Below are 25,333 nucleotides of genomic sequence, written 5' to 3' on the forward strand. Positions count from 1 at the left end.
AGCCTCTATATGAGGAAGTGAACCGCCCGTTAGAACGGGTTATATAAATAGAAGGAGGCGTTATAATGGAAGCTAATGTGAATACGCAAAAAGCTGGCGGCGAGAAGCCATCACTGTTCGGAATGATTACTTCTCCTGGTTTACAGTTTGAGAGAATGAAGACGACTGAGAAAGTTTGGGGTATGTTCTTCATAGTGGCAATATTACAAGGGCTTGTAGGTGGTTTAAATTCGTATATTACGTATACATCACCTGAAATGATTGAAATGCAAAAGAAATTAGGAGGCGAATTTGCAAATAAGGATTCGCTTGTATCAGATGTAATTTCTGGTACGATATGGGGAATAGTAGGTGTTATGATTGCAACATTAGTTGTTGCAGCTATTTATAAAGTGTTCATGATGTTTTACGGGAATGATACTTCTTATAAAAAAATAGTAATGATTATTGTATACGCAGATATTATTGTTATTATTGGTGGACTTATTAACGGTGTTATAGCTTTAATTTTAGGTGCTGGACCAACTGCGTATACAAGTTTAGGACCACTATTCGATCAAGGTTCACTTGCATATGGAATTGGTAATACAATTGAATTGTTCTATTTATGGAATTTAGTTTTAATTTGGTTAGGATTACAAGTTACAGCCGGATTAAGTAAAGTGAAAGCAGCTATTCCAATTATTGTTTTATTCATTATTAAAGCGGGATTCTTAGCTGCGATTGTTGTATTGATTGCAAAGTTCTTACCTGGTTTGCCTGTATAATAATATGATTGAATTAAAAGGTGGCTCTTCGGAGTCACCTTTTTTATTTTTACCCCTATTTCAAATACCACTAACAGAATTTCAAATTCTACTTCATGTAATTTCAAATTCCGTCGGTAGTATTTGAAATTACCCAAAGTGAAATCCTTTCTTTATTTTTATATTGTGAAGGTACCGCGGAATACGAGAAAGGTATACCTTTTAGAAGTGGGTACTGTGTGAAGCCAGCGACTTTTAAAGAGGCAGTTGTTTTGTATGAGGGAATGATCGTAAATCAAATAAAGAAGTTAGGGATTTATCAAGATTATGAAGAGTATTATCAATGTGGGTTAATAGGTCTTTGGCATGCGTATGAAAAGTTTGATGCGGAGAAAGGGAGTTTTCCTGCATATGCAGTTGTAACGGTACGTGGTTATATATTAGAGAGGTTGAAAAAAGAATTCACAGTGCAAGAAAAGTGTGTATGTGTAGGAGAGTATGAGGATATCTTTCGTTTTGAAGATATTGAAATGAAAGTGAAGGATTTTATGAGTGTATTAGATGAGAAGGAGAAGTATATTATTTTTGAACGTTTTTTTGTAGGAAAGACGATGGGGGAAATCGCTTTAGAGACAGAGATGACCTATTATCAAGTGAGGTGGATATATCGGCAGGCGCTTGAGAAAATGCGAAATAGCTTAAGAGGATAAATAGTATCATAAGAATGGAAGGCAAGGGATATTGCTTTCCATTCTACTTATTTTGTTAAGGTAGTAAATGTAATAAGAGGTTTTTAAATTGTAGTGAATCTTGCATGTTCATACGTGATAATACATATCCAGCTTTTAATAATTGTTGTTTTAACTTATGGGGACTGATATGTATAGTTGTAGTTGTGCCATTTGAAAAATGAATGGTAGCTTTTTTACTTTTTTTGAAAAACTCTATGTCATCTATATGGTTATAAAAAAGCCATATACAGTTTGGAGAAGAAGGAGACTCTGTTGGGAAAGCACAAATATATTCTCGATGATTAATTGGAATCGGGACATTTTGTTTGAAATGAAAGTTTGTTTGAACTGCTTTCCGTCTGCCTTGATAAGTAGAGTGAACATTGGTTAAACAAGATTTTTTTATGAGCTGGAGAGCGGTTTGACAGGAGTAAAGATGGTTCCCACTACTGTCGATCACTTTTGTGTAATAAGAAGGGTGCTTGCAAGGTTCTAACATCATTGTTGAATTAGAAATAATAATAGCATTTTCGTCATTCATAAATTTAATTCCCCCTTTATAAATGATAACAATTCTCAATATAATTATATACGAATTAAGTAAATTAATTGTTAATCTTTTATTTCATATTGTAAATTTTAGCTATTCGTTTACAATCAATAGATGATAGTCTTTCTAATTTGCATCGCTTGTACATATATATGAAAATAGAAAAGAGTAGGCGGTGAGATAGTATGAAGAAAAGGTATATTATTATGGCTCTAGTTGTTGTTCTTCTAGTATATTTAGCAAATAGTAATCCGAGTAAAGGTGAATATACGGATTGGGCAGCGAAGCAGTTTATGAAACGTAATGATGTAAGTAAGAAGCTAGACGAAGTTCAAAAGGAAAATGAAGAGGGGCTCCTTGGCGATTTAGCATCGGCTGGTAAGAAGTTGGCGAAAAAATATGTTGAGCCGCAAGTTGGATTATTAATCGATCATTATACGAAGCGAGATGATTATATATTCTTCTCAACATATAAGACGGAATTTGATATCGGCGGAGAACACTATAAATATGTATGCGTCGGTTTTTCAAAAATCTTTATTCCAATTGAAATGCCGAAGAAAAAAGACGAATCTGCAAAATGATGCAGATTCGTCTTTTTGTCTATAAGGTAATGGGAACTTCAGATACAGTCTTTTCTACGAGACGAGCTCCTTTTTTTCGGGTATTTTCATTAATTGATGAAAATACAGATGAGGCAAGGATCGTATCCATTACTTGATTTACGACTTGTGCATCAATAGGTGTGATCGGCTTCTCGATAGAAAAGACAACTGTTTTTCCATCTTCTTTCGCGAAAATTAATTCTAGTACTTGCATACATTGTTTCCTCCTTTTTATTTATCTTGTAATCAGTGGGGGCATCCCCACTGATTACATTGCCACCTTAAAGGTTAGAAAGATCTGATGTGCTAACAAGTTGTACAGCGTGAAGTGGTGATGCTTGTAAAGAAGCAAGAGCACGTGCTACGTTTTGTACTTTCTCTAAGTTTGCGTTTGTTTTTACGCGCTTAAATTGTTTGTTCTTAAAAACTGTTTTTCCATTCTTATCTAATCCATTGTTTAAGACGAGACGTAAAGTTAAATCCATTACGATTGTTTCGACTGCCATGTTTATCACCCCCTTTCACTATATAAATAGGATGCAAATGTCATGTTTTGGCGTGAAATTTATTCTTTTTTTTGGTACTCTTAAAAGACTAAGAGAGGGGTTTCGGAAGAATGAATCGTAAATGGTTATTTTGGATTCCTGTTTTACTATGGATGGGGCTGATTTTCTATTCCTCGGCACAACCATATAAAAAGCAGGATATGCGTTCGGATATTGAACAATATGTAAATGTGGAGTTTGTGAAAGAGCATTTTTCATGGGTATCTATCGATTACGGTGGTGGTACACCTGTTAGCATTGCAAATAAAGGTGTAGGCGGATTTATTGAGTTTTTCCTTCGTAAAGGTGCTCATTTTATGGTGTTCTTTATGCTCGGTTCATTGACGTATTATGCATTTCATCGATCGGGTTGTTCGAGAAAACGATGTTTCATGTACGCGCTCCTTTTCGTTGCGGGATATGCAACGTTTGATGAAATTCATCAATGGTTTACGGGCGATCGTACACCGATGTGGCAAGATTCATTGCTAGATACGTGCGGCGGATTAACAGGGATTATAATAAGTAATTGGTTTTGGAATAGAAAAAGGAGCTAATCTCGAAAAGATTAGCTCCTTTTGTTTATACACCAAGTAATTCTTTTAGTTCATCTGTAGATAGTTCTGTCATCCAACTATCGCTTGTAATGACGGCGTTGTTTAATGACTGTTTTCTTTCTAACATTTCATCGATTTTCTCTTCAAGTGTCCCCGTTGTAATCAGTTTATGAACGTGAACGAAACGCTTTTGACCAATGCGATATGCACGATCTGTTGCTTGATTTTCTACCGCTGGATTCCACCAACGATCGTAGTGAATGACATGGTTGGCAGCTGTTAAGTTTAACCCTGTACCACCTGCTTTTAACGATAAGATGAAGATGTCATACGTGCCGTTTTGGAACTGTTCGATCATTTTATCACGTTCTTTCTTCGGTACACTACCGTTTAAGAAGAGGACGCGCTGACCGAAATGTTTTTCTAACACATCTTTTAGCATGTTCCCCATACCAATGTATTGCGTGAAGATTAAGCAACTTTCATTTTGATCTTTTATATTTTCAATAAGTTCCATGAGCGTGCTCGTTTTCATGGAACGTTCGATAATGTCTTTCGGTTCTGTTTCTTTTAAATAAAGAGCTGGGTGATTACAAATTTGTTTAAGTTTGTTCAGCATGAGTAATATAAATCCGCGTCGTTCAATTCCGCTTAATCCTTCTACATTTTGCAATGTATCTTGAACAAGTTGTTCATATAAGGAAGCTTGTTCACCAGTTAGTGGACAGTAAGCTTTCTGTTCTTGTTTATCTGGTAAGTTTAATGCGACTGTTTGATCTTTCTTCGTACGACGCAGTAAAAACGGCGAGATAAAACGTTGAACTTGTTGGATTTTTCCTTCGTCACGGTCCTTTTCAATTGGTGAGACGAAGCGGCGCTGGAATTGTCCTAAGCTGCCAAGGTATCCATGATTAATGAAGTCGAAAATAGACCAAAGCTCGGCAAGGCGGTTTTCCATCGGTGTTCCAGTTAATGCGATTTTGTGATTTGCTTGTAAGTTTCGCACTGCTTTAGACTGTTTCGTGTGTGGGTTTTTAATATTTTGTGCTTCATCCAAAATAACAGCATCCCAGCATAACGTACTAAGTTCTTCCTCATCAAGCTGAGCTAATGCATAAGACGTTAATACAACATCTGCTGATTGAAGGAAGTCTTTAAATGATTCTCCTTTCGCCCTATTACTTCCATAATGTAACTGAACGCGTAAATTCGGTGCGAAACGCTCAAATTCTTTTTGCCAATTTCCAAGAACAGATGTCGGTGCCACGATTAAGGCAGGACCTGTTTGGAGATTGTTTTCTTTTATATATAGTAAGTAAGTGATCGTTTGAATACTTTTTCCAAGTCCCATGTCGTCAGCTAATAATGCACCGAATCCAAGCTTTCTTAAATATAATAACCACTCAATGCCATGTTGTTGATACGGACGGAGTGTTGCGTTTAGTGAAGAAGGGACATCTACTTTTGGAATATCTCCAATGTGCAATAGTTTTTGGAATAGATCTTCATAATATCCATCTAGTTCAATTTCAATATCGTTAAATGGACTATCCTCTTCTACAATTTCTGTTTCAGCAGTGTTTGATAAATGTTGCTGAAGGACATCTTTCATTTCAAGTCCATACTTATCAGCACGGTTCATGAGCTTTCGTACTTCTTCAATAAAGGCTGGATCTAGTCGCATCCATTGACCATTTATATTGAATAACCGTTTGTTTTGTTCAACGAGTTCAAAAAATTCGCTTTCTGATAAATCAATGCCGTTCGTTGAAATGCGCCAGTCAAAGTTAACGAGTGTATTCATACCGAAGAAAGATTGCGTTTGCGTAGCATTTTGCTTCAGTTGCACACGTAATTTTGGTTTTGTCGCTTTTAAATTTTGCCACCACGATGGTAATAAGATTGTAATACCTGCGGCGAGTAATTCGTTACTTGCTTCTGTTAAGAAGTTCCACGCTTCTGTTTCAAAGAGTTCACTTCGGAATGTATCCCCTTCTTTTAACCACGGTACGAGCTTACTGAAGCTTTCTTGTGTTTCAAGAATACGTTCTTCATAATCGTGCCATCGTTTGGGTAAAGAATCGATACTTTCATATACATATATGCGATGTGCCCCGCGCTTTGGTGTAACAATTGTTTCAAGCTTCCACATTTCAAATTCTTCTTGCGGCTCTTGTAGTCGTAGTCCGATTGTAAAGGGAAGGTCATCTTCAATGTAACCAATTTTTCGAAGCCAATCTTCTTCATGTAGTGCTGCGTCTAATTGTCTTTTCGTAAAGTCGTAATGTTCATAAAGTCTCTTTGCATCTTCCCATCCGTCATTTGAACGGTTATCTTGTAATATGCTTTCATTTACTGCAGCCGAGAAAAGAGATGCCAATGTTTCATCTTCGATTGGAGTATTTTGAACTTTCCAAGATGGTTGTTTAGGCCAGCGCTCCATATCAGGTACGAAGCTACCGCTTGTGAAGGCATCCCACAATTCGTTCGCATCTTCCGTAAGTGCTGTAATAGGGCCGTTCATTTGAATACGGGCAAAGGAGTTCACCGGTTTATTCGCGATGTATTCAAATGCTTGTGCGTTTGTTAGCATAACACCTTGTCTTCCTTCAAAGCTTGCTTCTTTTAGAAACGTGCCGTAGAAGGAAGTGGAGTGCCATGTAAATGCATTTCGTTTCCAACTTGTTACGGATAATGGAGTACCGCTATCATCTTCTCCCCAAAGGAACCAACCGTGACTAACGTGCTGGAGCCTAATTGTTACTTCAGTTTGATTGATCATCGATTAATTTTCCTTTCCGTAATTCCTCTTGTAGTGCACGCAGACGTGAATGTAAGTTTGCGATATGAATAATGAAAGCATCCCATTCATCGGTACGCTTTAATCGTTTATATAATGTACGTAATTTCTTTAAGTAACGAACTGCACGTCTATATGATTTGCGATTTCGCTCTTCAATAGCTTCGGTAGCAGCAAGGTGATAAAGAGGAAGGGCTGCTTCTGGTGCTTCCTTCTCAATATCTTTCAGCGGTTCTTTCAAAAGTTCAATTGCTTCAAAACCGTGTAAGAGCTGAAGTTCTGCCCATGTGCGATACTGCTTTTTCGCCAGTACGTATTGTTCATAGTTTGCGAAACTATATGGTAATAGCTCTTGCAAAATCATTTCGAGTCCTGCTTGTTCATTTGTATGGGTTGCATATGTTTCATACATGATGACGAATAAGCGAACGATATCTTTTATGAAAATTGTATTTTCGTGCTCATGTATCGTTTTCTTCACTTGTTTATACGTAAAGGAAAGCCAGTTTTTCGCACGATCCCATTTCATTGCATTTAATAATTCCTCTAACCAATAGAAGTACAGACTTACAACAGAAGCAGGTTGTTTTTTTAATAAGTCCATCGCTAATCGATCTTCGTCATTTAAAAAGAGTAGATGAGAAGATGCTAATGCTTTGGAAAGTGGATTCATTTTCGTATCGATTCGTTTTTCTTCTTCTTGTAGTTGCTCGTTATTGTGTAACAGTTCACTCCATATGTGACGATAAATAAAGAACCTCTCTTGCGTATAGGCATCGGTGGAGAAGAATACTTCGTGAACGAGACGAGCTGTTTCTTGCAGAATTGATTTAGACTCTGAAGGAATCGATTCTGATTGTAAGTCCCGAACGATGGATTCCACTTTATCTACAAATAAGCGAACGACGTTAACAGGCTGATGATAAGAATACGTTTTATTTGCTTCAAAGTTCTGAATTTCTTCTAATAATTTTTGAAAGCAATAAAGCGCTGCATGTAGCCTGAACAACTCATGTATTACAACGATACGCGGGGCTTTCCGCTCGAGTTTCGTATAGAAGTCCGTAAAAATACTCATAAGAAAATACATTTGTTTATAAGTAAGCCGAGCTTGTTCTTTTTTAAATGATTCATATTCGTTATCAAAATATGATTGCCAACTTTTATAATCCGTTTCTTCAAAAGCTGATGATTGCAATACTTGTCTTGCAGTTCGAATAGGAGGAAGGGAAGGTTTCGTATTATTTTTGAATAAAGTTAATACATCTCCTACTTGCCCGAAACTAGATGCTGCCGATAGTAACACAGCGAGCATATGCTCACACTGCGTTGGTGCGAAGCAATCGCAATAGCTTTCAGCTACGTTACGAATCGGGATATGGACGCTATATACGCTGCCTTCAGCATCTACAGTTCCTGATAGCGTATAGCCATCAAAGTCAACGTTGTAGACAACACCACTACGATATAGGTGCCGAGCTGTAGCGACATGTTCCTGATCAGCTGTTTGCTGTGGATCTAGTCCTTGAACGAACTCATTCGCAATCATCATAATTTCATCTTTCGTAATTGAGTGTTGCAGCATAATATTCCTCCGTACACATATTTCTTTCCTTTACCATTATAAACAAAAAATGCTCAAAACAGAAAAAATGAAATTTAGATTACATTACTTGAAAATCATGGTAATATATAAAATGTTAATTTTGTATATTACTATATATTTATGGAGGGATTAGGTTTTGTCAGATTTACAATCGAAGTTTGGTAGCGGTATGAACAAATTGCAAGAGGGAATCGAGCAAGGGAAGATGAAATTACAAGTAGCTCAAGAGGTTGCGCAATTAAAGAAAATTACGCAAGAGAAACTACAGGCGAAAACGGAAATTTTGCTGGAACTTGGTCAAATGGCCTATATGCAACTCCGCAATGATGAAGTTCGAGTAGATGTGTTAAAAAATATTATAGAACCAGTACAAGAGCTGGATGTAGCTATTTATAATACGCGTAAGCAAATAGCTAATTTACAGAATCAAGGACAGAAAGGGCAATGTAGCTGTGGCGGTCCCTTATCAGTAAATGATAAGTTTTGTGGACAGTGTGGAAAAGAAAATGAGTTACTCCTTCAATCAAAAAATGATGAAAATGAATCATGTACTTCATGTGGTGAACAAATTGCAACAGAGGCTACATTCTGTCCAGTTTGTGGTATGAAGCAAAGTAAGGAGTGAGGAACATGTATTGTAAAACTTGTGGTTTAGAACAATCGGATGTAGCGAATTATTGTACACATGATGGATCAAGTACAGGTAGTGTAGAAAGTGAAGTTATGTTAGCACCGAAAGACTCAAAGTATTGCCGAACTTGTGGAGTGGAAAGTAAAGGGACCGCTACATATTGTGAGAAATGCGGGGATTCCTTATTAGGTATTATAAAAAAAGAAATGAAAACGAGATTACCAGACGAAGGTTTACAATTGCATGTAAGTCCATCTGGAAGCACTTTGAAAAAGGGTTTACTTGGTGGTGGGCTTGCAATTGCATGTATGTTTATAGCCGGTTGGATTGGTAGTTTAGTTGTCGATGCGGCGATTAACGATCTAGTGAGAACGATGCTCACAAAGATGGACGGTATGCTGAATGAGACTACTGTTAATCAATCTTTCATTGGCATAGCACCATTAATTTTAATGTATCATTTAATAGGCCTTGAAGTTAGTGGGAGCGGAGCATATACGATGTCATTTATCCTTCATTTCCCATTGTTCATCTTGTTAGCAATTCCGGCACTTATATTAGGTGGAATTGGATTCTTTGTAGAGAAAAGCAACCCTTCTGCTATTTGGCGTGAGAAGTTACTAACATCGAGTGTCATCGGTATCGTATATGGAATTTTCTTGTGTATTGTTAGCTTTATTGCAGGTTCTTCTACGACAATTTCTCAATTCTATAAAACGATGACAATCAGTATTGGTTATTCACATGTTAGTAGTTTATTGTATGGCATTATATTTGGTTTATTATTTACCTTTATTGGTATGTGTATTCAAGCCGGGCCACACCGTCTATTATCTTCTATAAGTCGAAGTATTCCATATGCAACATCTATTTATTATAGTGTGGTAACTGTATTAAAAGGATTGCTTATTACATTTGGTATTATACTTATTACAATTTTATTTAGCAGTTCAAAGTCAGTGGGACCAATTGATTTTCCAGAGAAAACATATAAAACATTCATTTCATTAGAAGCAACACCATACATGTGGAATATGGCTCACTTTGCTCCAACAGCAATTGAATGGGGAGATATGGATAGAGAAATGAGAAGATACGCAATGGAAAAAGGGCCATTGCATTTATCTTATACGTCAGGAATATCAATAAATGGTACGTCATTAAAAGATTTGGAAATTGCTAACGGAGCTAATCTTCAACGAGTAAAAGAAATTGATGACTTTAATTCCTATATGCACTGGTGGGGGTTATTAATTTTATTACCATGTATTTTACTATTTAGAGCTGGAATGAAATTGGCTCAATATCCGATGAAAAATATGTACGTAACTATCGCTGTGTTTAGTGTGGTGTATACTGTGATGATGCTTTGTGTAAATGGATTGGCCAAAATTCATGTTGAGGCCTCAGGGAGTAAAGAAGTGATGAAAGAATTTGCTGGGATTTCCGGTCCATTGTTTTCTATTCAAAGTAGCGCGCTGTATTTAATAGTAGGTAGTTTTCTTCTTTCTTACGCATTAACATTCGCCGGTATGAAGTTAGGGAAAAAATAAGGGGGAGAGCCATTTGAAGTTTTGTGGGAAATGTAATAAACAAGTTGCAGATCATTTGAACTTTTGTTCCGAGTGTGGAAGTAAGGTAGATGTAATTGCTGATCAGGCAACTTCTTCTCGTTCAGAAGTACAACGAGAAATAAAGCCAGTGAAAAGTAAGAAAAATATAATGTTACTTATAGGCTTTGTTGTTATCTTTGCTATATTGTTTGGTGCGTATAAATTTGGAGCAAGCAAGTTTTCGAAAGAAAAGCAGGTCAATGCTATGATTGAAGCATTCCAAAAGAAAGATGCGAATGCAATTGATGAGTTTGTAAAAGTAGATGATCCGAGTTTGAAAGTGAAAGTTGACGATATTAAAGGATATATCCGTTATTTAAAAGAAAATCCTTCTTATAATAAAGAACTGCTATCTTATTTACAAAGAGAGACAGTAGATCAAAAACTAGCAAGTGATAAAGCATCATTTAAAGATGGTCAAATTATAGAAGACGGTAAAGAATGGTTCTTATATCCGAAATATAAATTTAATATGAAATCTTATTATATGAATGTAAGCACAACTGCGAAAAGCGCTGAAATATATGTGAATGATAAGAAAGAGACAGAGTTATCGAGTGATAAAACTTCAAAAGAAGTTGGTCCATATTTCCCTGGTTCTTACGTTGTAAAGGCAAAAGCGAAGACAGAACTAACTGAGTTAGAAACAGAAAAAGAAGTGGACTTGGCAGATGAAAAAGAGGCGAAAGTGGATGTGACATTATCATTAGAAGGAAATTATGTAACCATTTCTTCTGATGAAAATGATGCAACTGTATTTGTGAATGGAAAAAAACGTGGAAAATTAAGCTATGGAAGTTATAAGCTTGGTCCTGTATCCACAGATGAAACAGTAGAAGTACATTTAGAGAAAACTACTGATTTTGGTGTGATGAAATCTGAAAGTGTTAAAATTGGAGACCAAAGCACGTATTACTTAAAATTCCCAAAAGAAACATCAAGTTCGGCTGTTGGTGACTTTGTACGAAATCATATTTATGATAATGTACGTGCGATTTCATTAAATGATTTTAGCTTAATTGAAAATAATTATGATAAGAGCGGGAAATCGTATAAGGAAGACCGTGATTATATACAGTATTTACACAAAAAAGGAATTACAGAAGATTTATTAACAATGGAAATTCGTAATGTAGAGCGTCAAAGTGCTACGAAATATAAAGTAACGACATATGAAGAGTATCATATTCGTTACGGTGATGGCTCTGTGAAGTTCAAAAGCTTTAATAATGATCATATCGTTACTGTGAATGGAAATGGAAAGATATTGTACCATTCTCTTGGAGCGAATAATACGTTGAAATCAGAGGAAGTATCTGGTCCAACTCATTAATGCAAAAGACTATCTCATGATTGAGATAGTCTTTTTTCGATTAGAAGCGCGTCTCTTTTAATATCGCTTGTACATACGGATCATGTAATATTTGCTCTATGATTGGTAACATGTTTTGTTCGAATGGAATGTCGATAGGGAATGGCTTTTGTGAGCCGGGTTTGACTCCATATTGGACAAATTTGTAATGTGTATTTTCTTCAGACTTGAGCACAATTAATTTATAGCGATTGTCGTCGCCAGCGAGTGAAAAATCAATAGAAGTAGCGTCATATGTTACTTCATCTTTATATATATACGGTTTTGGTGTACCGATCCAGTCTACTTTTGCTTGTACATTCATGGATATAACCTCCTTATATGTATTATAAAAAAATAAAAGCCAGCTCTCAACAAGGAGAACTGGCTTCAGCAGTCATTGGTTATTTTAAAATTTTCACTTTAACAGTTTTGCGGCCCCATTTTTGAGCAGCGCTATCTGATCCAAGTAGGATGTCGATACGGTTACCTTTAATTGCACCGCCAGTATCTCCAGCGATAGCTTCTCCGTAACCTTCTACCCATACTTTAGATCCTAATGGGATTACTTTCGGATCAACAGCGATCATTTTCATGTTTGGGTTCGCTGTTAAGTCATGACCCATTGCAGTTAATACACGGCCGCCATATGTGCCACCGTTTTCGCTCGGATGAGCTGTATATGCTGTAGCTACAACTGTTAACTCACGACCACCAGAAGGTGTGCTAGTTTCAGCAGCTTTTACAACAGGCTTAGCAGCTTGTTTTGCTTGTGCTGCAGGTGCTTTAGCTGGTGCTACAGCTTTAGCAGGAGCAGGTTGTTCTTGTTTCTCAATAACAGGTGCTGTACCTGTTAAGAAAGGAACGTGAACATAAGCTGTTTTTCCGTTATATTCGAATTGTAACCACTCATTTTGTACTTGGTTCGTTGTTTCAATCATATCATCTTTCTTAAGCGTCCCAAGAATTTCTGAGTTTGTGTTCGCTTCAGCACGTACGTTTAATACGTTAGCTGTTACGTAGTAGATGCTTTTAGTGAACTCTGCACTTACGAATGCGTCTTTACCATCTAAAGTGATTTTTGACCATCCGTTCTCTGTATTTTGAACATCTATTTTATTACCGTTTAGTAATTTACCGACAACTTTTGATTCAGTAGTAGGGTTTTCGCGTACATTTAGTACGTCTGTTGTTACAACAGTTTCTGCATTAGCAGATGATGTGAAAATCCCAAGACCAAAAACTGCTGCTGTTGCTATACCAATTAATTTTTTCATGATAGCCTCCATTGCGTTTGTTTTCGTGTCCTCATTATAGCAACAGATTTTTTCGGATTTGGGGAAAACACACAATTACAAACCATTCGTAATAAGTCGTTAACATGCTGTAATATAACAAAAAATATAGGAAAGCGTTTTTCATTCTATATGATTAGTAGGTTTCTACTTATATTCAAAATATTTAATACAACATATTGTTTTCGACGTAAATAAAAATATTACAGGGGTGTTACATGATGTTTACTAAACGATTACATTCCTTGAGTATTTTACCGTTTTATGGGTAATATAGTTATATAAACATAAACATTTCATTTGTGAAATTATAAACACGTGCTATATACTAGCAAAAAACCGCATAATTGTTACAAAAAGAAAGGGTTGCAAGGAAGAAAAATGCCCTTTTTTACATCTGTAACACACCTTTTTTTGGGGAAATATATTCCCATCCGCATTTTTCTCGCACAATTTGACAGCAGTATTTCGATCTTATAGCTCTTGCAGAGTGAAAAAGGTTATACGGAAGGTAAGGCTGTCCATAAGAATTCGAATTGGTGAAGGTGAAAGTAAGAAAAACACCACAAAAATCATAGTTTTCTATCCGATTTTACATATCGGAATTTATGTTATTTACAAAAGTGAAACCTACGAAGGGGGATTTGATGAGGAAACTGACAAAAACATTCATCGTTTCATTAACATTATGTATTGCATTTACACTTTGGGGGATTATTCCCGAATCTATTATGGGAAAAGGTAGCCTAGGAAATGTAACAACCGCAATTCAAACTGCATTAGTTAGTAAGTTTGGATGGTTCTATATTATTTCTGTTTCTATTATTTTAGGTGTGTCTATCTTTTTAATTGTTTCGAAATACGGTTCTATTCGTTTAGGTAAAGATGATGACGAGCCTGATTATAGTTATATGACATGGTTTGCTATGTTATTTAGTGCTGGTATGGGTATCGGTTTAGTCTTCTGGGGCGTTGCGGAACCATTAAACCATTTGTATGCACCTCCGTTTGGAGAGAGTGCAACTGAGGAAAGTGCACGTCTTGCACTGCGTTTTTCATTTTTCCATTGGGGATTACATCCTTGGGGACTATATGCATTTGTAGCGCTTTGTATTGCTTACTTTACTTTTAGAAAAGGAAAAGCAAGTACAATTAGTGCGACAGTAGGACCGTTATTTAAAGGCGGGGACCATGGACGTATTGCTCATTTATTTGATGTGTTAGCTGTTTTCGCGACTGTGTTTGGCGTGGCAACATCATTAGGTCTTGGTGCAAAACAAATTGCCGGTGGTGTTAGTTATTTAACATCCATCCCGAATTCATTAACGACTCAGTTAGTTATTATTGCAATCGTAACAGTGTTATTTATGTTATCTGCGCAAACAGGTCTTGATAAAGGAATTAAATATTTAAGTAATACGAATATTATTTTGGCATTTGTACTTATGATTATTGTATTATTTGCAGGTCCAACAAACTTTATTATGAATTACTTCACCTCAACAATTGGTGCTTACATTCAGGAATTACCAAGCATGAGTTTCCGATTGAGTCCATTAGATGAAGGTGGAAACCAATGGATTCAATCGTGGACAATTTTCTATTGGGCATGGTGGATTGCATGGTCACCATTCGTAGGTACATTTATTGCTCGTGTTTCACGAGGACGTACCATTCGTGAGTTTGTTATCGGTGTGTTACTCGTACCGACCGTAATTGGTGCCCTTTGGTTCTCTGTTTTCGGCGGAACTGGTATTCATATGGAGCTGTTCGGTGATGCACATATTTTTGAAAAAGTGAAAGAGATGGGAACAGAAGTAGGGTTATTCGCTATGTTTGACCAGATGGGAAGCTTTGGATCGGCTTTATCTGTTCTAGCTATTCTTCTTATTTCTACATTCTTTATTACATCTGCAGATTCAGCGACATTCGTTTTAGGAATGTTAACGACACATGGTAGTTTAAATCCGCCAAACCGCATTAAAATGATCTGGGGTATCGTTTTAGCAGCCTTAGCTTCTATTTTATTATATGTAGGTGGCTTAGAGGCCTTACAAACGGCAGCTATCATTGCAGCATTCCCATTCGTCTTCGTTATTTTCTTTATGATGGCAGCATTATTTAAAGAGTTACAAAAAGAAGGGCGTATGAAGCGTCATAAATAATAGAAGGAAAAAGAGCTGATTATGTATCAGCTCTTTTTTATATAGAAGGAACTTGAACTGCAAGTAAGGGAAATAAAATACTTTACAGATTTTCCGAATAGGAAAGCCCACTACGGTGCGATAGTACCCCCTTTAGGGGGTGGGATGATAGTGAGGTCAAATGCGATGTACAGATAAAATACCGAAAGTATGTTCTGCACATCAAGTATTTGAAATGGTATAATTTTCATAACAGACAAGTAAAAGTCTCTAAAACAATCTTGTTCTCTGAAAACAGAATACATATGAGGTTGGAGTAACAAATTCTTCTGCTCCGTAAAATGTATTGAGTCGTCAAGTACAAGACGCTAAAACACATTTGAGAACTCAAAATCTGACTCGTTTGGTAATAGAACGAGTGCCGTATCTACTAGATGAACTGGATACGGAGTGTTGATGGCACACCGCAATCTTGCACGTCAGCGATACTAGAAATAGACGTCGCCTTTGGTAGCAAGAATCCCACTGACGTTAGTCAGCTTGCGGCTTTAGCCGTGGGAGTGTCAATATATTAGTAGTATGCCTTTTATATGGAGAAAAATCGATACATTTCGACAATGTTCGATATATGGCGGATTCTATTCATATTTTTGACAAAAAATTGTCGGAAATGTGTTGTCACGTTTATATATATGTGCTATATTATTTCCTGTAAGCGATTTCAAATAGTTTTAAAGCGTATTCAAGGGGGACATCTAGAATAATGAAACGTTACGAAAGAAAGTGGAAGCATATTTGTTTGAAACGTGTGGCACATCGTAGTGTCCAAGAAAGCACGGAACCTAAGACTGAAACGCGTAAAGAGCAACAAGAGAAGCAATTGGTTCTACAAAAATAGCAATCACTTTTTCGTATATAAATGAAGGTCGATCGTTCGTTGGGGGATGGACGTGAAATTACTTTCAGCTAAGGGGTATTGTCTGATATATATTTTATACGGCAATAAATAAGCACAGAGCATACGGCGCTCTGTGCTTATTTTTATTATTTATCTTTTTTGAATCGAACAGTTTTATCCCAGCCAATGACTTGTTTCTTGCTTTTTGCACGTAAGTATAAAATTAAGCTACGAATGAATAAGTACGTAAAGAGCTGTGCGTACGTAAAGTACATGATCACACTAATAAAAATATTAGTTGGTGTAAAGGTTCGTTCCACACTCTGGGCACTAAATAATTGAGAAACATATGTAACATATGCGACATACCACATAAATAGTAGTGGAATGCTATATTGAATTTGGAATATCCCGAGTAACCCAATTACAAACCAAACGTTCGAAATGATTAAGAATAACCAAAATACAACATACACTAAAACTTGTTGTAAAGAATGGACGAGCAGTTTTCCTTTAAAGAAACTTAATGAAGAAAACATTTTTTCTAAAATGTACAAGTTCCCTTGAAGCCAACGTGTACGCTGCTTAATAAGGATTTTTAAATGCTCAGGTTCTTGTTCCCATGTAATTGACTCTGGAACGATTGGCAGGAGATAACCTTTTTGTGTAATTCGTAATGTTAATTCAGCATCTTCAGCAATTGCATAAGGGTCATAGCCGCCAAGCTCTTCTAATGCAGCGCGACGAAGAAGCATGTTTGTTCCTGTTAGTGAACCTGTTTGGAATAGTAACCAGCGTCCGGATTGCATAAGGAGCTGGAAGATTTGAAATTCTAACGAAATCATTCGTGTTAGCCAGTTTCTTTTTTCATTTACAGTACGAACATGCCCAACAGCTCCAACAGCATCCTCGGTTGTTTCAGCGTGTTCTACAAGCATTCGCAATGCATGTGGTTCAGGCTGGTTATCTGCATCATAAACACAGAAGTATTCACCATCTGAAATACTAAGGCCATAGTTTAATACACGTGATTTTCCTTTTGGTTCACCAGGGGGAACGCGAATGTGACGAATATGAGCATAAGCTTTGTCAAAATCGTCACCAATTTCAGGTGTCTCATCTTGCGAGTTATCGTTTAATAAATAAACAGTTAGTTTGCCTGGATATTCAATCTTTGCCATCGCCTCTAAAGTATCCTTAATAACGACGCCTTCATTGTGAGCTGGTATTAAAATATCGACGCTTGGGTAATGTTCTAGCGTACGATCTTTTTGTTTCCTACTTCGGTGAACTAAAACTGCGAGTGTTAAGAAAGAATAGTAAACGAGTAAGCCAGAGAATAGAAAGGCTGTAAAAATAAGTACATACTTAATTGAAAATGTGATGCTGATCCAAAAAACGAGTACGCAAAATAGAAGGAATAAAAGAAGTATAACGAGTGTCATCATAATAACTTCGGTCCTTTTGTAGCGATTTGTTCTCGTTTAATCTTGATGTCTTGAATAGCCTCATCTGCAAGCCATTTTTCCATTTTAGGCTGTAGACGGTTCATTACAATATCAGCACCCGCTTCATTTGTATTTTGTAATAAAGTGACTAATGTGTTGTTATCATACTCAGCAACAAGGTCGAAGTCAGCTCTTACCGTTTCAATTAATAAGGAAGCTACACGGTCCATAACACTTTCCTTCGTATATTTACTAAAGGAAGTGAAATCAAAATAAATCATAACGCCTGTTTCATTACGACGATTCATTGCATTGATTAATAATGCTTGTCGTCTCTCAAATTCTTGTCTTGTTAATAATTTCGATTCTCCGATGTATTGTTCTAACGTTCTCACAAGTTCGGTTAATTCTTTATTTTCATGAATAACCTTCTTTAATAGATGAGTGGAGATATATACAATGAAGAAATTTGCTGCCATTAGGAAGTGAGTAATAATGTATTCCCATTGTTCTGATGTACTCCATAAGTAAAGCCATGCTTGGTAGAACAGGTAGAATACCGAAATAATGGTTCCTAATATGAAGAAAACAAATGCAGTTTTATCAGGCAAAAATAGAAATAGTACATTAACAATTACATATATAATTGTAAAAATGAGAGCATGCTCATATTGCGTTACATGTACAGTTGTAAAATAAAATAAAATTTGTAAAATCCACATAGAGAGGACTTTATAGAAGTTATCTTTCACAAAACTTTCCTCCTTAAAGATAATTCATACAAGGATACTTGTAGTATGCGCAATTATTAAGAAATAGACCGGATGACTATATTCTTTTTGAGAGAGCAACAATAAGTAGTATCCCTCTTTTGTAAGAAAAAATAAACAGACTTGATAATTATTGCATCATAATGTTTTTATATTTCGGCATAAAGTATTTAATATATACTAAGAAAATAAAAAGTCCCCTCTTTAGAAAGAGGGGACTTGCTTTATTTTATAAGAACATCATACCTGCAACTGCTGCGTTTAAGAAGTTAGCTAGTGTACCAGCGATAACTGCTTTAATCCCTAATTGTGCAATTTGTTTACGGCGAGTAGGAGCTAATGTTCCTGTTACACCTAATTGAATTGCGATAGAAGAGAAGTTTGCGAATCCACAGATTGCGAATGTTAAAATTAGATTTGTTTTTGCAGAGAACTCTGCCATATGTGGTCCTAAGTTTGCGTATGCAACGAATTCGTTGATTGCAAGTTTTTGACCGATAAAGCTTGCTGCTTGTACGGCTTCACCAGGAGAAACCCCGATTAAAATTGCAAATGGTGATAGTAAGTAACCGAAGATTAAATCAAGGCTAAGTTTAATATCGAACCAAGAGCCAATCCATCCTAATAGGCCATTTAATAAAGCGATTAATGCGATGAAAGCCATTAACATTGCTGCTACGTTAATAACAAGTTGCATACCTTCTGATGCACCACGTGCTGCTGCATCAATAACGTTTGCATCTTCACGCTCTGTAGAAAGTTCAACGTTATTATCTACTTTTTCTGTTTCTGGCATAATTAGTTTTGCAATTAATAGACTTGATGGAGCTGCCATAATTGCTGCTGCTAATAAGTGTTCTAACGGAATACCCATTGCTGCATAGCCGACAAGAACTGATCCAGCAACAGCTGTCATACCGCTTACCATAATAGCGAAGAATTCACTATTTGTTAAACGTGCTAAGTAAGGTTTGATTAAGATTGGAGCTTCAGTTTGTCCTAAAAATACAGTTGTTACTGAGTTTAAACTTTCTGCTTTAGAAGTTCCAAGAAGTTTACTTAACCCGCCACCAATGATACTAACAAATTTCTGCATAATACCGAAATGATATAAGATTGCTACTAATGAACTAATAAATACGATTGGAAGTAGTGCTTGAATAACGAAGATAAATCCCCAAGGTCCTTTTGCGTTGACTAAATCCCCAGCAACGAACTTAATTCCCTCGTAAGAAAAATTAATTAATCCTTGAACGCCATCTGCAGCGTGTTTTAAACCTGCTTTTCCGGCATCCCATCGTAATACGATAAATGAAAATGACATTTGTAATGCTAGCGCGATTAAAATTGTGCGCCAATTAATAGCTTTGCGGTTGGAAGATAGTAAGAAAGCGATTGCTAATACTCCAATCACGCCGCCAATTCCCCATAAAAGATTCATGCAGTGTATGCTCCTTCCTCATAGTAAAAAAATGTATAAAACAGTTGTCTATACTTCTGCAAATATAACATCTTAAGTAACTTATCATAATGGACATCAGAGGTCAAACGTCTAACGAAAAGTTTAAATAAAAAGAAAATTCTTCAAAAAAACACATATAAAATGATTAGACATGAAATAGGTTATGTTTTTTATGTGAAAATATACATTATGATAACGTTATGGATCATTATTGTAGAATATAGTGTATGAAATAGGAAAATAGATACATTATTTTTTGGGGGAAATAGGTTATACACATTAAAAAGAGCCTTCTAGTAATCTAGAAGGCTCTAAAAATATAACTTAAGGTGCTTTCGTATAACCTAAGAAGTGCTTACTCCAATAAGAATTGCTTAATGAAGCGATTGCTACACCTTTGTCTCCAGCTTGGATAAATGATCCGCCCCCAAGGTAAATACCCATGTGAGAAGGACCCGATTTATAAGTGTTTTGGAAATAAATTAAGTCGCCTGGTTGTGGATTTGAAGTTTGTGGTAGGCTACCCCAATATCCCGCAACACTTTGACGGCTAATGTTATGACCAAATTTCTTAAATACGTGGTAGATGTAGCCACTGCAGTCCACACCGTTAGCAGAAGTTCCGCCCCAAACGTATGGTACGCCTTGCATTCCTTTTGCATATGCAAGTATAGAAGAACTGTTGCCGCTATTATTACCTGTATTGTTGTTATTGTTTTGATTGTTATTTTGATTGTTGTTAGGCTTATTATCTACTGCGCCGCCAACTGGTGTTTTAGAAAGGTAACGTGTTCCGATATAACCAGTTTGACCGTTGTAGTTAATTTTGCTCCATCCAGAGTTTTCAGAGATTACTTGAACCTTCTGTCCTTGTGGAAGTGCGCCTATGATTCTATAATTTGTACCTTCACCACTACGTACATTTAAGGCAGAAGCATTAATGTAGTAGTCACCAATTGCACCTTGATTAGGTTGTTCAGGTTGTTTTGGTTGCTCAGGAGTAGTAGTGCCACCTTTAACGAATTTCATGAATTCGCTACTAACGTAGCCTGTTTTTCCTTGATAGTTAACTTTAAACCAGCTACCTTCAGAGCCAATTACGTTTAATGTCGTACCATTTAATACGCCACCAATTACGCTATGGTAAGTAGCAGGGCCTGTACGTACGCGTAGAGATGTTGCGTTAACAACGTAAGTACCGCCAGTTTGAACAGTTACATTATTATTTTGTTCTTGTTTGTTATCTTGGTTGTTTCCTTGTGTAACGTTATCGCTAGAACCACCTTTTGTTACGTAGTCTTTACTTACGTAAGCTGCTTGTCCTGCATAATTGATTTTGAACCAATCTTGAACTTCGCCAACAACTTGTACGACTTGTCCTTTTGTAACAGAACCTACAGTTGTGTGAGAAGTGCTAGGACCTGTACGAACACGAAGGGAAGATACATTTACTGTATAGTTTCCGCTTGTTGGTTTTACAGATTCTTGGTTATTATTATTCGTATTGTTGTTTGAAGAACCTGCATTAGCAGAAACACCAGATACGAATTCGCCACTTACATAGCCAACTTGTCCATTATGGTTGATTTTCACCCAACCATTTTCTTGGCCAATTACGTTTAATGTTTGTCCTGCATATACACGTCCTGAAACAGAACTAGAAGTGTTAGGAGCAGTACGTACACGTAATACATCAGCAGTAACTTTATTGTTTCCGCCTGTTGTACTTACATTGGAATTGCTTGCACCATTTTTTGATACAAATTCGCCACTAACAAAGCCTGTTTGTCCATTCGTGTTAATTTTGAACCAACCATTTTCTTCGCCAATCACGTTTAATGATTGACCGTTATAAACGCGCGAGATGATGTCGTGAGAAGTACTTGATCCTGCACGAACATGTAATACGCTAGCGTTTACCGTATAAGATGAGCTGTTTGATGCAGAAGCTTGGACAGTTGTAGCAGCTTTTTGTGTATTTTGTTCAGGGGCAGCTTGAACACTATCAAGTGTAGGTGCTGCTCCTCCTGCTACAGACACTGCCGCAAGACCGGCAAGGTATTTTTTCATAATTTGTCGATTCCTTTCTGTCTGTAATGTAGTGAAGAAATATTTACCAACTGTTAAAAATTCTAAAGAGCATGTCGATTACTGTCAAGACTTATGCGGGAATCTGAATATGACAAAAAGATTACAAGAAAAAATCAAGGCATAAATCTATACCTTGATTTCCATTTAAATACATATATTGAATGTAGAAAGGATAGAAATTATTCGTGTTTAAGAAGATGACATATTGGATTGTAACAAACTCTGAGAAAATGATCGTTGCAGCATTTTAGTGATAGGGCCAACTTGACCATCTTGGATTGCGGTTCCATCAAGATGAGTCATCGGCAAAATTTCAATCGTTGTTCCTGTAAAAAAGCATTCATCCGCTTGATAAACATCACGAACGCTGAAAAGCTCTTCTTGTACTGGAATACGAAGGGTTTTCGCTAAAGAAAGGACATATTGACGAATAATGCCGTTTAAAATAAGGTGATTAGCTGGATGTGTGTAAAGAGTTCCGTTTTTAATTAGAAAGAAGTTAGAGTGGCTTCCCTCAGTTACAGTACCATTTCGTACGAAAAGGGCCTCTTTACAACCTTTTCGTTCCGCTTTCGTATTAGCTAATATATTTGGTAATAAATTTAATGATTTAATATCACAGCGTAGCCAACGCGTATCCGGTTCTGATATGGCACGTACACCATATTCAATCCATAACGCTGGTCTTTCTTTCTTTGTAATATAGGCATAGATTGTTGGAGGGACGTCATATGAGAACGTATGGGTACGAGCTTGTACACCACGAGATACTTGCAAATAAATCGTTCCATCTTCGTGGAAATTATTATTTTCGATTAGTTTATAAAGTAGGGTAATCAGTTCCGCTTTTGAGAAAGGGAGTGTTAATTCTATTTCTTCCATGGAGCGATATAATCTTGTGATATGCGGATCTAATAAGTGAAAGTTCCCTTTATATAGACGAATAACCTCGTAGACACCATCCCCAAACTGCAAGCCTCTCTCTTCAAGGTCTATGTACGTTTTCTGTTTCGTTGTATCAATAACTGCATCATTCCAAAGTACAAATCTTTCATATGCCAATTTCGATCCCATCCTTTCGTAAGTAAAGAAGTCACAATACTAATTTTTATGTGAGTAATTCTTTACATATGACGTATATGTATTTGTAAATGGTAGAGAAGTGGTAGTGATTTACAGCATTTCGTATATACAAATTCGAAAATAAGAAATAAGAATCCTGCTTTTAAATAAAAAAAAGCAACATTCTTATGGAATGCTGCACAAGGAGGGTAGCTATCTTTCATAGGGACATCGTCTTATTGAATGTTTTGTGTATGGAAACAAAACATATTGAAAGACAATTATAAGAAAGTAGAAATAAACGATTCACATATTTCTTTAAGGGATCTTATTACAGATGAAAGATAAGAAATATATAGAACCTCGTTTACATATTTTATTATAGAGATACTTCATTAATTTTATATGAATATTTGGTAAAGGTTATGTAATGTTAAAGTTAATGAATATAAGTAATTGTATGGAGAAATATAAAAAAAGAGGCTGAGATTACTCAGCGCTCTTCTTTTCTTCTTTAATAGCTGTCTTTACTTCACCAGTTTTGATCTTGTTGCTTTCAGAGAAGCGAAGTAAGTCACCCTCAATGATTTTGTCAGACATGTTCAATTCATTTTGGGCACGATCAATAAGTGGTTGAGATTCCTCTTTTGGCAGTTGTACAACTTCGCCAGTAGCGCGGTCGTAGAATGTACTGTTCGTGTACATGTACTTATCTGTAACGAAGCTACCATCACGAAGAACAACGAAGCCTTTATTATCAGGTGAGAATACGTCATGACCGAATCGAACGTCATTCGTAGAGTCTACACCAAGTAAGTTTAGAATAGTTGGTTTAATGTCAATTTCACCAGTTGGTTTTGAAATTGTTTTACCTTCTTTTTGACCTGGAACGTGAATAAACATCGGTGTTTTTTGTAAGTTCATATGGTCAAATGCAGTAATTTCTTCTTTTCCTAAGAACTGTGCCATTGCACGGTTATGGTTTTCAGAAATACCGTAGTGGTCACCGTAGAATACGATAACTGAGTTATCGTAAATACCTTCTGCTTTTAGACGCTCAATAAAGTGTTTCATTGCTTCGTCTAAGTAGCGAGCTGTTACCATGTAACGGTCAAATACACCATCACCAGAATTGTATTCATCAATTAATTTTGTATTGTCATCATAAGTGAACGGGTAATGGTTTGTTAAAGTAAGGAAGCGAGTATAGAACGGTTGCTTCACTTGTTTTAACATATCGACTGACTGATCAAAGTATTCGATATCTTTTAATCCCCAGTTTAATTTCGTTTCTGGCGTAATCTTGTAGTCAAGCTCGTTGTAGTAACGATCATAACCAAGTGCCGGATACATAATGTTACGGTTCCAGAATGTTGCGTTGTTTGCGTGGAATACTGCAGTGTAGTATCCTTGCTGGCGTAAAATTTCTGGAGTTGCTGTATATTCGTTGTTACCGTGTGTGAAGAATACAGCACCACGGTCTAGTGGATACATTGAAGTATCTACTAAGAATTCAGCATCAGATGTTTTTCCTTGCCCAGTTTGATGGAAGAAGTTATCAAAGTAATAACTTTCTTTCGTAAATTGGTTTAAGAATGGTGTAACTTCTTGTCCGTTAACTGTTGCACCAATTAAGAATGTTTGTAATGACTCAAGAGAGACAACAATTACGTTCTTCCCTTTTGCAGTACCAAACATATTTGGATCTGGTTTGCTTTGCGTTGTTTTTACGTAGTTCTCTGTTTCCTGTAACTTACTACCGTCAGCAAATGCTTTTTGTGAACTTGATTTTGCTTGTAAGCCAAGATCATACACTTGATGTACATATAAACCTAAGTTTTTAACAAGCATAACACGGTCGAATGAACGTGTTAATAGTTCTGGACGCTCAGCTTCTGCCAGTCCTAAGTTTGCGAAGAAAATAGCAATTGTTGACACGAAGTATAGGGAACGCATTGGGCGTGCTACACGTTCTGTCGGTGCAAAATTCTTCATCTTCTTCAATAAAATGAAGAATACGATAATATCAGCAAATGCAAGGATAATTTTGTAGTTAAACAATTCTTTTACACTAGAACCTAAACTTCCGAAGTTGGATGTTTGTCCTAGTACTGGTAAAGTAACGAAGTCATTGTAGAATCCGTAGAACATTACGTTACCAACAAGAACGATTGTTAAAATAAAATTAATTCCAAGTGCTATATAGTTACGTTTTTTCCCTTTTGCAAATAATGCAAGACCAACAAGCAGTAATGATGCTGCTAATGGGCTAAGGAATAAAATGAATTCTTGCATGAAAGATTCAAGTTTTAAATCAAAGCTTGTGCGTGTAATAAGATATGTCTTCAACCATAAGGCTAAAGCTACGAATACAGTGAAACGCACATTTTGAAATTGTGATTTCAAGGTTTCTTTCATTCATTTCCAC

The 25,333-nt window shown here is 36.4% G+C and carries 22 protein-coding genes; 9 read left to right on the plus strand and 13 right to left on the minus strand.

Going from position 1 to position 25,333, the window contains the following annotated elements:
* The first annotated feature begins 65 nt into the window (after window positions 1-65).
* Together yknW and QCI47_RS01240 are read left to right on the plus strand one after the other, a co-directional pair.
* Window positions 66-767, plus strand: a complete 702-nt coding sequence (gene yknW, locus QCI47_RS01235) for a YknW family membrane protein (protein WP_000387982.1) — start codon at window positions 66-68, stop codon at window positions 765-767.
* A gap of 218 nt (window positions 768-985) precedes the next feature.
* Window positions 986-1,456, plus strand: coding sequence for a sigma-70 family RNA polymerase sigma factor (locus QCI47_RS01240; protein WP_000801289.1), 471 nt, complete (start codon window positions 986-988; stop codon window positions 1,454-1,456).
* Between the two features lie 55 nt (window positions 1,457-1,511).
* Here the strand turns inward: QCI47_RS01240 and QCI47_RS01245 are convergent, their stop codons facing one another.
* Complete coding sequence (locus tag QCI47_RS01245; protein WP_000997432.1) at window positions 1,512-2,018, minus strand: competence protein ComK; 507 nt, start codon at window positions 2,016-2,018, stop codon at window positions 1,512-1,514.
* Between the two features lie 194 nt (window positions 2,019-2,212).
* On the opposite strand from QCI47_RS01245, the gene QCI47_RS01250 reads away from it, so the two are divergent.
* On the plus strand, window positions 2,213-2,611 hold the full coding sequence (locus QCI47_RS01250) for a DUF4359 domain-containing protein (protein ID WP_000747726.1): 399 nt from the start codon (window positions 2,213-2,215) through the stop codon (window positions 2,609-2,611).
* Between the two features lie 19 nt (window positions 2,612-2,630).
* Here the strand turns inward: QCI47_RS01250 and QCI47_RS01255 are convergent, their stop codons facing one another.
* Both QCI47_RS01255 and QCI47_RS01260 read right to left on the minus strand, forming a co-directional pair.
* A complete protein-coding gene (locus QCI47_RS01255) occupies window positions 2,631-2,846 on the minus strand; it encodes a DUF2922 domain-containing protein (protein WP_001197595.1) in 216 nt (71 codons plus the stop codon).
* 67 nt (window positions 2,847-2,913) lie between these two features.
* Complete coding sequence (locus QCI47_RS01260; RefSeq protein WP_061529311.1) at window positions 2,914-3,138, minus strand: DUF1659 domain-containing protein; 225 nt, start codon at window positions 3,136-3,138, stop codon at window positions 2,914-2,916.
* Window positions 3,139-3,248: 110 nt separating this feature from the next.
* Here QCI47_RS01260 and QCI47_RS01265 point away from each other — a divergent pair, with 110 nt between their 5' ends.
* A complete protein-coding gene (locus tag QCI47_RS01265; RefSeq protein WP_076873373.1) occupies window positions 3,249-3,734 on the plus strand; it encodes a VanZ family protein in 486 nt (161 codons plus the stop codon).
* 25 nt (window positions 3,735-3,759) lie between these two features.
* Here the strand turns inward: QCI47_RS01265 and QCI47_RS01270 are convergent, their stop codons facing one another.
* Together QCI47_RS01270 and QCI47_RS01275 are read right to left on the minus strand one after the other, a co-directional pair.
* Window positions 3,760-6,516 carry a DEAD/DEAH box helicase gene (locus QCI47_RS01270; protein ID WP_353811672.1) on the minus strand — a complete coding sequence of 919 codons (2,757 nt, stop codon included), beginning with the start codon at window positions 6,514-6,516 and terminating at the stop codon, window positions 3,760-3,762.
* Window positions 6,500-8,119: an SWIM zinc finger family protein gene (locus tag QCI47_RS01275; protein WP_074543809.1), complete on the minus strand. Its 1,620-nt coding sequence runs from the start codon at window positions 8,117-8,119 to the stop codon at window positions 6,500-6,502. Before QCI47_RS01275 ends, QCI47_RS01270 begins: the two co-directional genes overlap by 17 nt.
* Before the next feature lie 157 nt (window positions 8,120-8,276).
* Here QCI47_RS01275 and QCI47_RS01280 point away from each other — a divergent pair, with 157 nt between their 5' ends.
* Genes QCI47_RS01280 through QCI47_RS01290 form a run of 3 tightly spaced genes read left to right on the plus strand, consistent with a single transcriptional unit; the run spans window position 8,277 to window position 11,717 of the window.
* A complete protein-coding gene (locus QCI47_RS01280) occupies window positions 8,277-8,765 on the plus strand; it encodes a zinc ribbon domain-containing protein (protein ID WP_001281743.1) in 489 nt (162 codons plus the stop codon).
* A gap of 5 nt (window positions 8,766-8,770) precedes the next feature.
* Complete coding sequence (locus QCI47_RS01285; protein WP_000271593.1) at window positions 8,771-10,324, plus strand: hypothetical protein; 1,554 nt, start codon at window positions 8,771-8,773, stop codon at window positions 10,322-10,324.
* Window positions 10,325-10,337: 13 nt separating this feature from the next.
* Window positions 10,338-11,717, plus strand: coding sequence for a zinc ribbon domain-containing protein (locus QCI47_RS01290; RefSeq protein WP_071742101.1), 1,380 nt, complete (start codon window positions 10,338-10,340; stop codon window positions 11,715-11,717).
* Between the two features lie 40 nt (window positions 11,718-11,757).
* Here QCI47_RS01290 and QCI47_RS01295 read toward each other — a convergent pair whose 3' ends face one another.
* Both QCI47_RS01295 and QCI47_RS01300 read right to left on the minus strand, forming a co-directional pair.
* Window positions 11,758-12,060: a DUF3910 family protein gene (locus QCI47_RS01295; RefSeq protein ID WP_001102524.1), complete on the minus strand. Its 303-nt coding sequence runs from the start codon at window positions 12,058-12,060 to the stop codon at window positions 11,758-11,760.
* A gap of 79 nt (window positions 12,061-12,139) precedes the next feature.
* Complete coding sequence (locus tag QCI47_RS01300; protein ID WP_071742102.1) at window positions 12,140-13,012, minus strand: cell wall-binding protein EntA; 873 nt, start codon at window positions 13,010-13,012, stop codon at window positions 12,140-12,142.
* Between the two features lie 665 nt (window positions 13,013-13,677).
* Between QCI47_RS01300 and opuD the strand changes: the two genes are divergently transcribed.
* Complete coding sequence (gene opuD / locus QCI47_RS01305; protein ID WP_309422447.1) at window positions 13,678-15,195, plus strand: glycine betaine transporter OpuD; 1,518 nt, start codon at window positions 13,678-13,680, stop codon at window positions 15,193-15,195.
* Between the two features lie 742 nt (window positions 15,196-15,937).
* Window positions 15,938-16,072, plus strand: a complete 135-nt coding sequence (locus QCI47_RS01310; protein ID WP_000833067.1) for a hypothetical protein — start codon at window positions 15,938-15,940, stop codon at window positions 16,070-16,072.
* 146 nt (window positions 16,073-16,218) lie between these two features.
* Here the strand turns inward: QCI47_RS01310 and QCI47_RS01315 are convergent, their stop codons facing one another.
* From QCI47_RS01315 to QCI47_RS01340, 6 genes are all read right to left on the minus strand, one after another.
* Window positions 16,219-17,520 carry a glycosyltransferase family 2 protein gene (locus tag QCI47_RS01315; protein WP_353811673.1) on the minus strand — a complete coding sequence of 434 codons (1,302 nt, stop codon included), beginning with the start codon at window positions 17,518-17,520 and terminating at the stop codon, window positions 16,219-16,221.
* On the minus strand, window positions 17,517-18,272 hold the full coding sequence (locus tag QCI47_RS01320) for a dGTP triphosphohydrolase (protein ID WP_353811674.1): 756 nt from the start codon (window positions 18,270-18,272) through the stop codon (window positions 17,517-17,519). Before QCI47_RS01320 ends, QCI47_RS01315 begins: the two co-directional genes overlap by 4 nt.
* Window positions 18,273-18,519: 247 nt before the next feature.
* Window positions 18,520-19,731, minus strand: a complete 1,212-nt coding sequence (locus QCI47_RS01325) for a NupC/NupG family nucleoside CNT transporter (RefSeq protein ID WP_001051012.1) — start codon at window positions 19,729-19,731, stop codon at window positions 18,520-18,522.
* Window positions 19,732-20,076: 345 nt separating this feature from the next.
* Entirely contained in the window at window positions 20,077-21,822 is a 1,746-nt protein-coding gene (locus tag QCI47_RS01330) for a C40 family peptidase (protein WP_353811675.1), read from the minus strand.
* A 210-nt stretch (window positions 21,823-22,032) separates the two neighbouring features.
* Window positions 22,033-22,917, minus strand: coding sequence for a D-amino-acid transaminase (locus QCI47_RS01335; protein ID WP_074543814.1), 885 nt, complete (start codon window positions 22,915-22,917; stop codon window positions 22,033-22,035).
* Window positions 22,918-23,394: 477 nt separating this feature from the next.
* Window positions 23,395-25,323: an LTA synthase family protein gene (locus QCI47_RS01340; RefSeq protein ID WP_048553009.1), complete on the minus strand. Its 1,929-nt coding sequence runs from the start codon at window positions 25,321-25,323 to the stop codon at window positions 23,395-23,397.
* Window positions 25,324-25,333: the final 10 nt, after the last annotated feature.

The organism is Bacillus cereus group sp. RP29, from assembly GCF_040459765.1.
GTDB lineage: Bacteria > Bacillota > Bacilli > Bacillales > Bacillaceae_G > Bacillus_A > Bacillus_A paranthracis.

Bases quoted from the DNA above. Each gene is read 5' to 3' on its own strand.
- yknW (WP_000387982.1), top strand. From the start codon at position 66: ATGGAAGCTAATGTGAATACGCAAAAAGCTGGCGGCGAGAAGCCATCA.
- QCI47_RS01245 (WP_000997432.1), bottom strand. From the start codon at position 2,018: ATGAATGACGAAAATGCTATTATTATTTCTAATTCAACAATGATGTTA.
- QCI47_RS01250 (WP_000747726.1), top strand. From the start codon at position 2,213: ATGAAGAAAAGGTATATTATTATGGCTCTAGTTGTTGTTCTTCTAGTA.
- QCI47_RS01255 (WP_001197595.1), bottom strand. From the start codon at position 2,846: ATGCAAGTACTAGAATTAATTTTCGCGAAAGAAGATGGAAAAACAGTT.
- QCI47_RS01260 (WP_061529311.1), bottom strand. From the start codon at position 3,138: ATGGCAGTCGAAACAATCGTAATGGATTTAACTTTACGTCTCGTCTTA.
- QCI47_RS01265 (WP_076873373.1), top strand. From the start codon at position 3,249: ATGAATCGTAAATGGTTATTTTGGATTCCTGTTTTACTATGGATGGGG.
- QCI47_RS01270 (WP_353811672.1), bottom strand. From the start codon at position 6,516: ATGATCAATCAAACTGAAGTAACAATTAGGCTCCAGCACGTTAGTCAC.
- QCI47_RS01275 (WP_074543809.1), bottom strand. From the start codon at position 8,119: ATGCTGCAACACTCAATTACGAAAGATGAAATTATGATGATTGCGAAT.
- QCI47_RS01285 (WP_000271593.1), top strand. From the start codon at position 8,771: ATGTATTGTAAAACTTGTGGTTTAGAACAATCGGATGTAGCGAATTAT.
- QCI47_RS01295 (WP_001102524.1), bottom strand. From the start codon at position 12,060: ATGAATGTACAAGCAAAAGTAGACTGGATCGGTACACCAAAACCGTAT.
- QCI47_RS01300 (WP_071742102.1), bottom strand. From the start codon at position 13,012: ATGAAAAAATTAATTGGTATAGCAACAGCAGCAGTTTTTGGTCTTGGG.
- opuD (WP_309422447.1), top strand. From the start codon at position 13,678: ATGAGGAAACTGACAAAAACATTCATCGTTTCATTAACATTATGTATT.
- QCI47_RS01310 (WP_000833067.1), top strand. From the start codon at position 15,938: ATGAAACGTTACGAAAGAAAGTGGAAGCATATTTGTTTGAAACGTGTG.
- QCI47_RS01315 (WP_353811673.1), bottom strand. From the start codon at position 17,520: ATGATGACACTCGTTATACTTCTTTTATTCCTTCTATTTTGCGTACTC.
- QCI47_RS01325 (WP_001051012.1), bottom strand. From the start codon at position 19,731: ATGAATCTTTTATGGGGAATTGGCGGCGTGATTGGAGTATTAGCAATC.
- QCI47_RS01330 (WP_353811675.1), bottom strand. From the start codon at position 21,822: ATGAAAAAATACCTTGCCGGTCTTGCGGCAGTGTCTGTAGCAGGAGGA.
- QCI47_RS01335 (WP_074543814.1), bottom strand. From the start codon at position 22,917: ATGGGATCGAAATTGGCATATGAAAGATTTGTACTTTGGAATGATGCA.
- QCI47_RS01340 (WP_048553009.1), bottom strand. From the start codon at position 25,323: ATGAAAGAAACCTTGAAATCACAATTTCAAAATGTGCGTTTCACTGTA.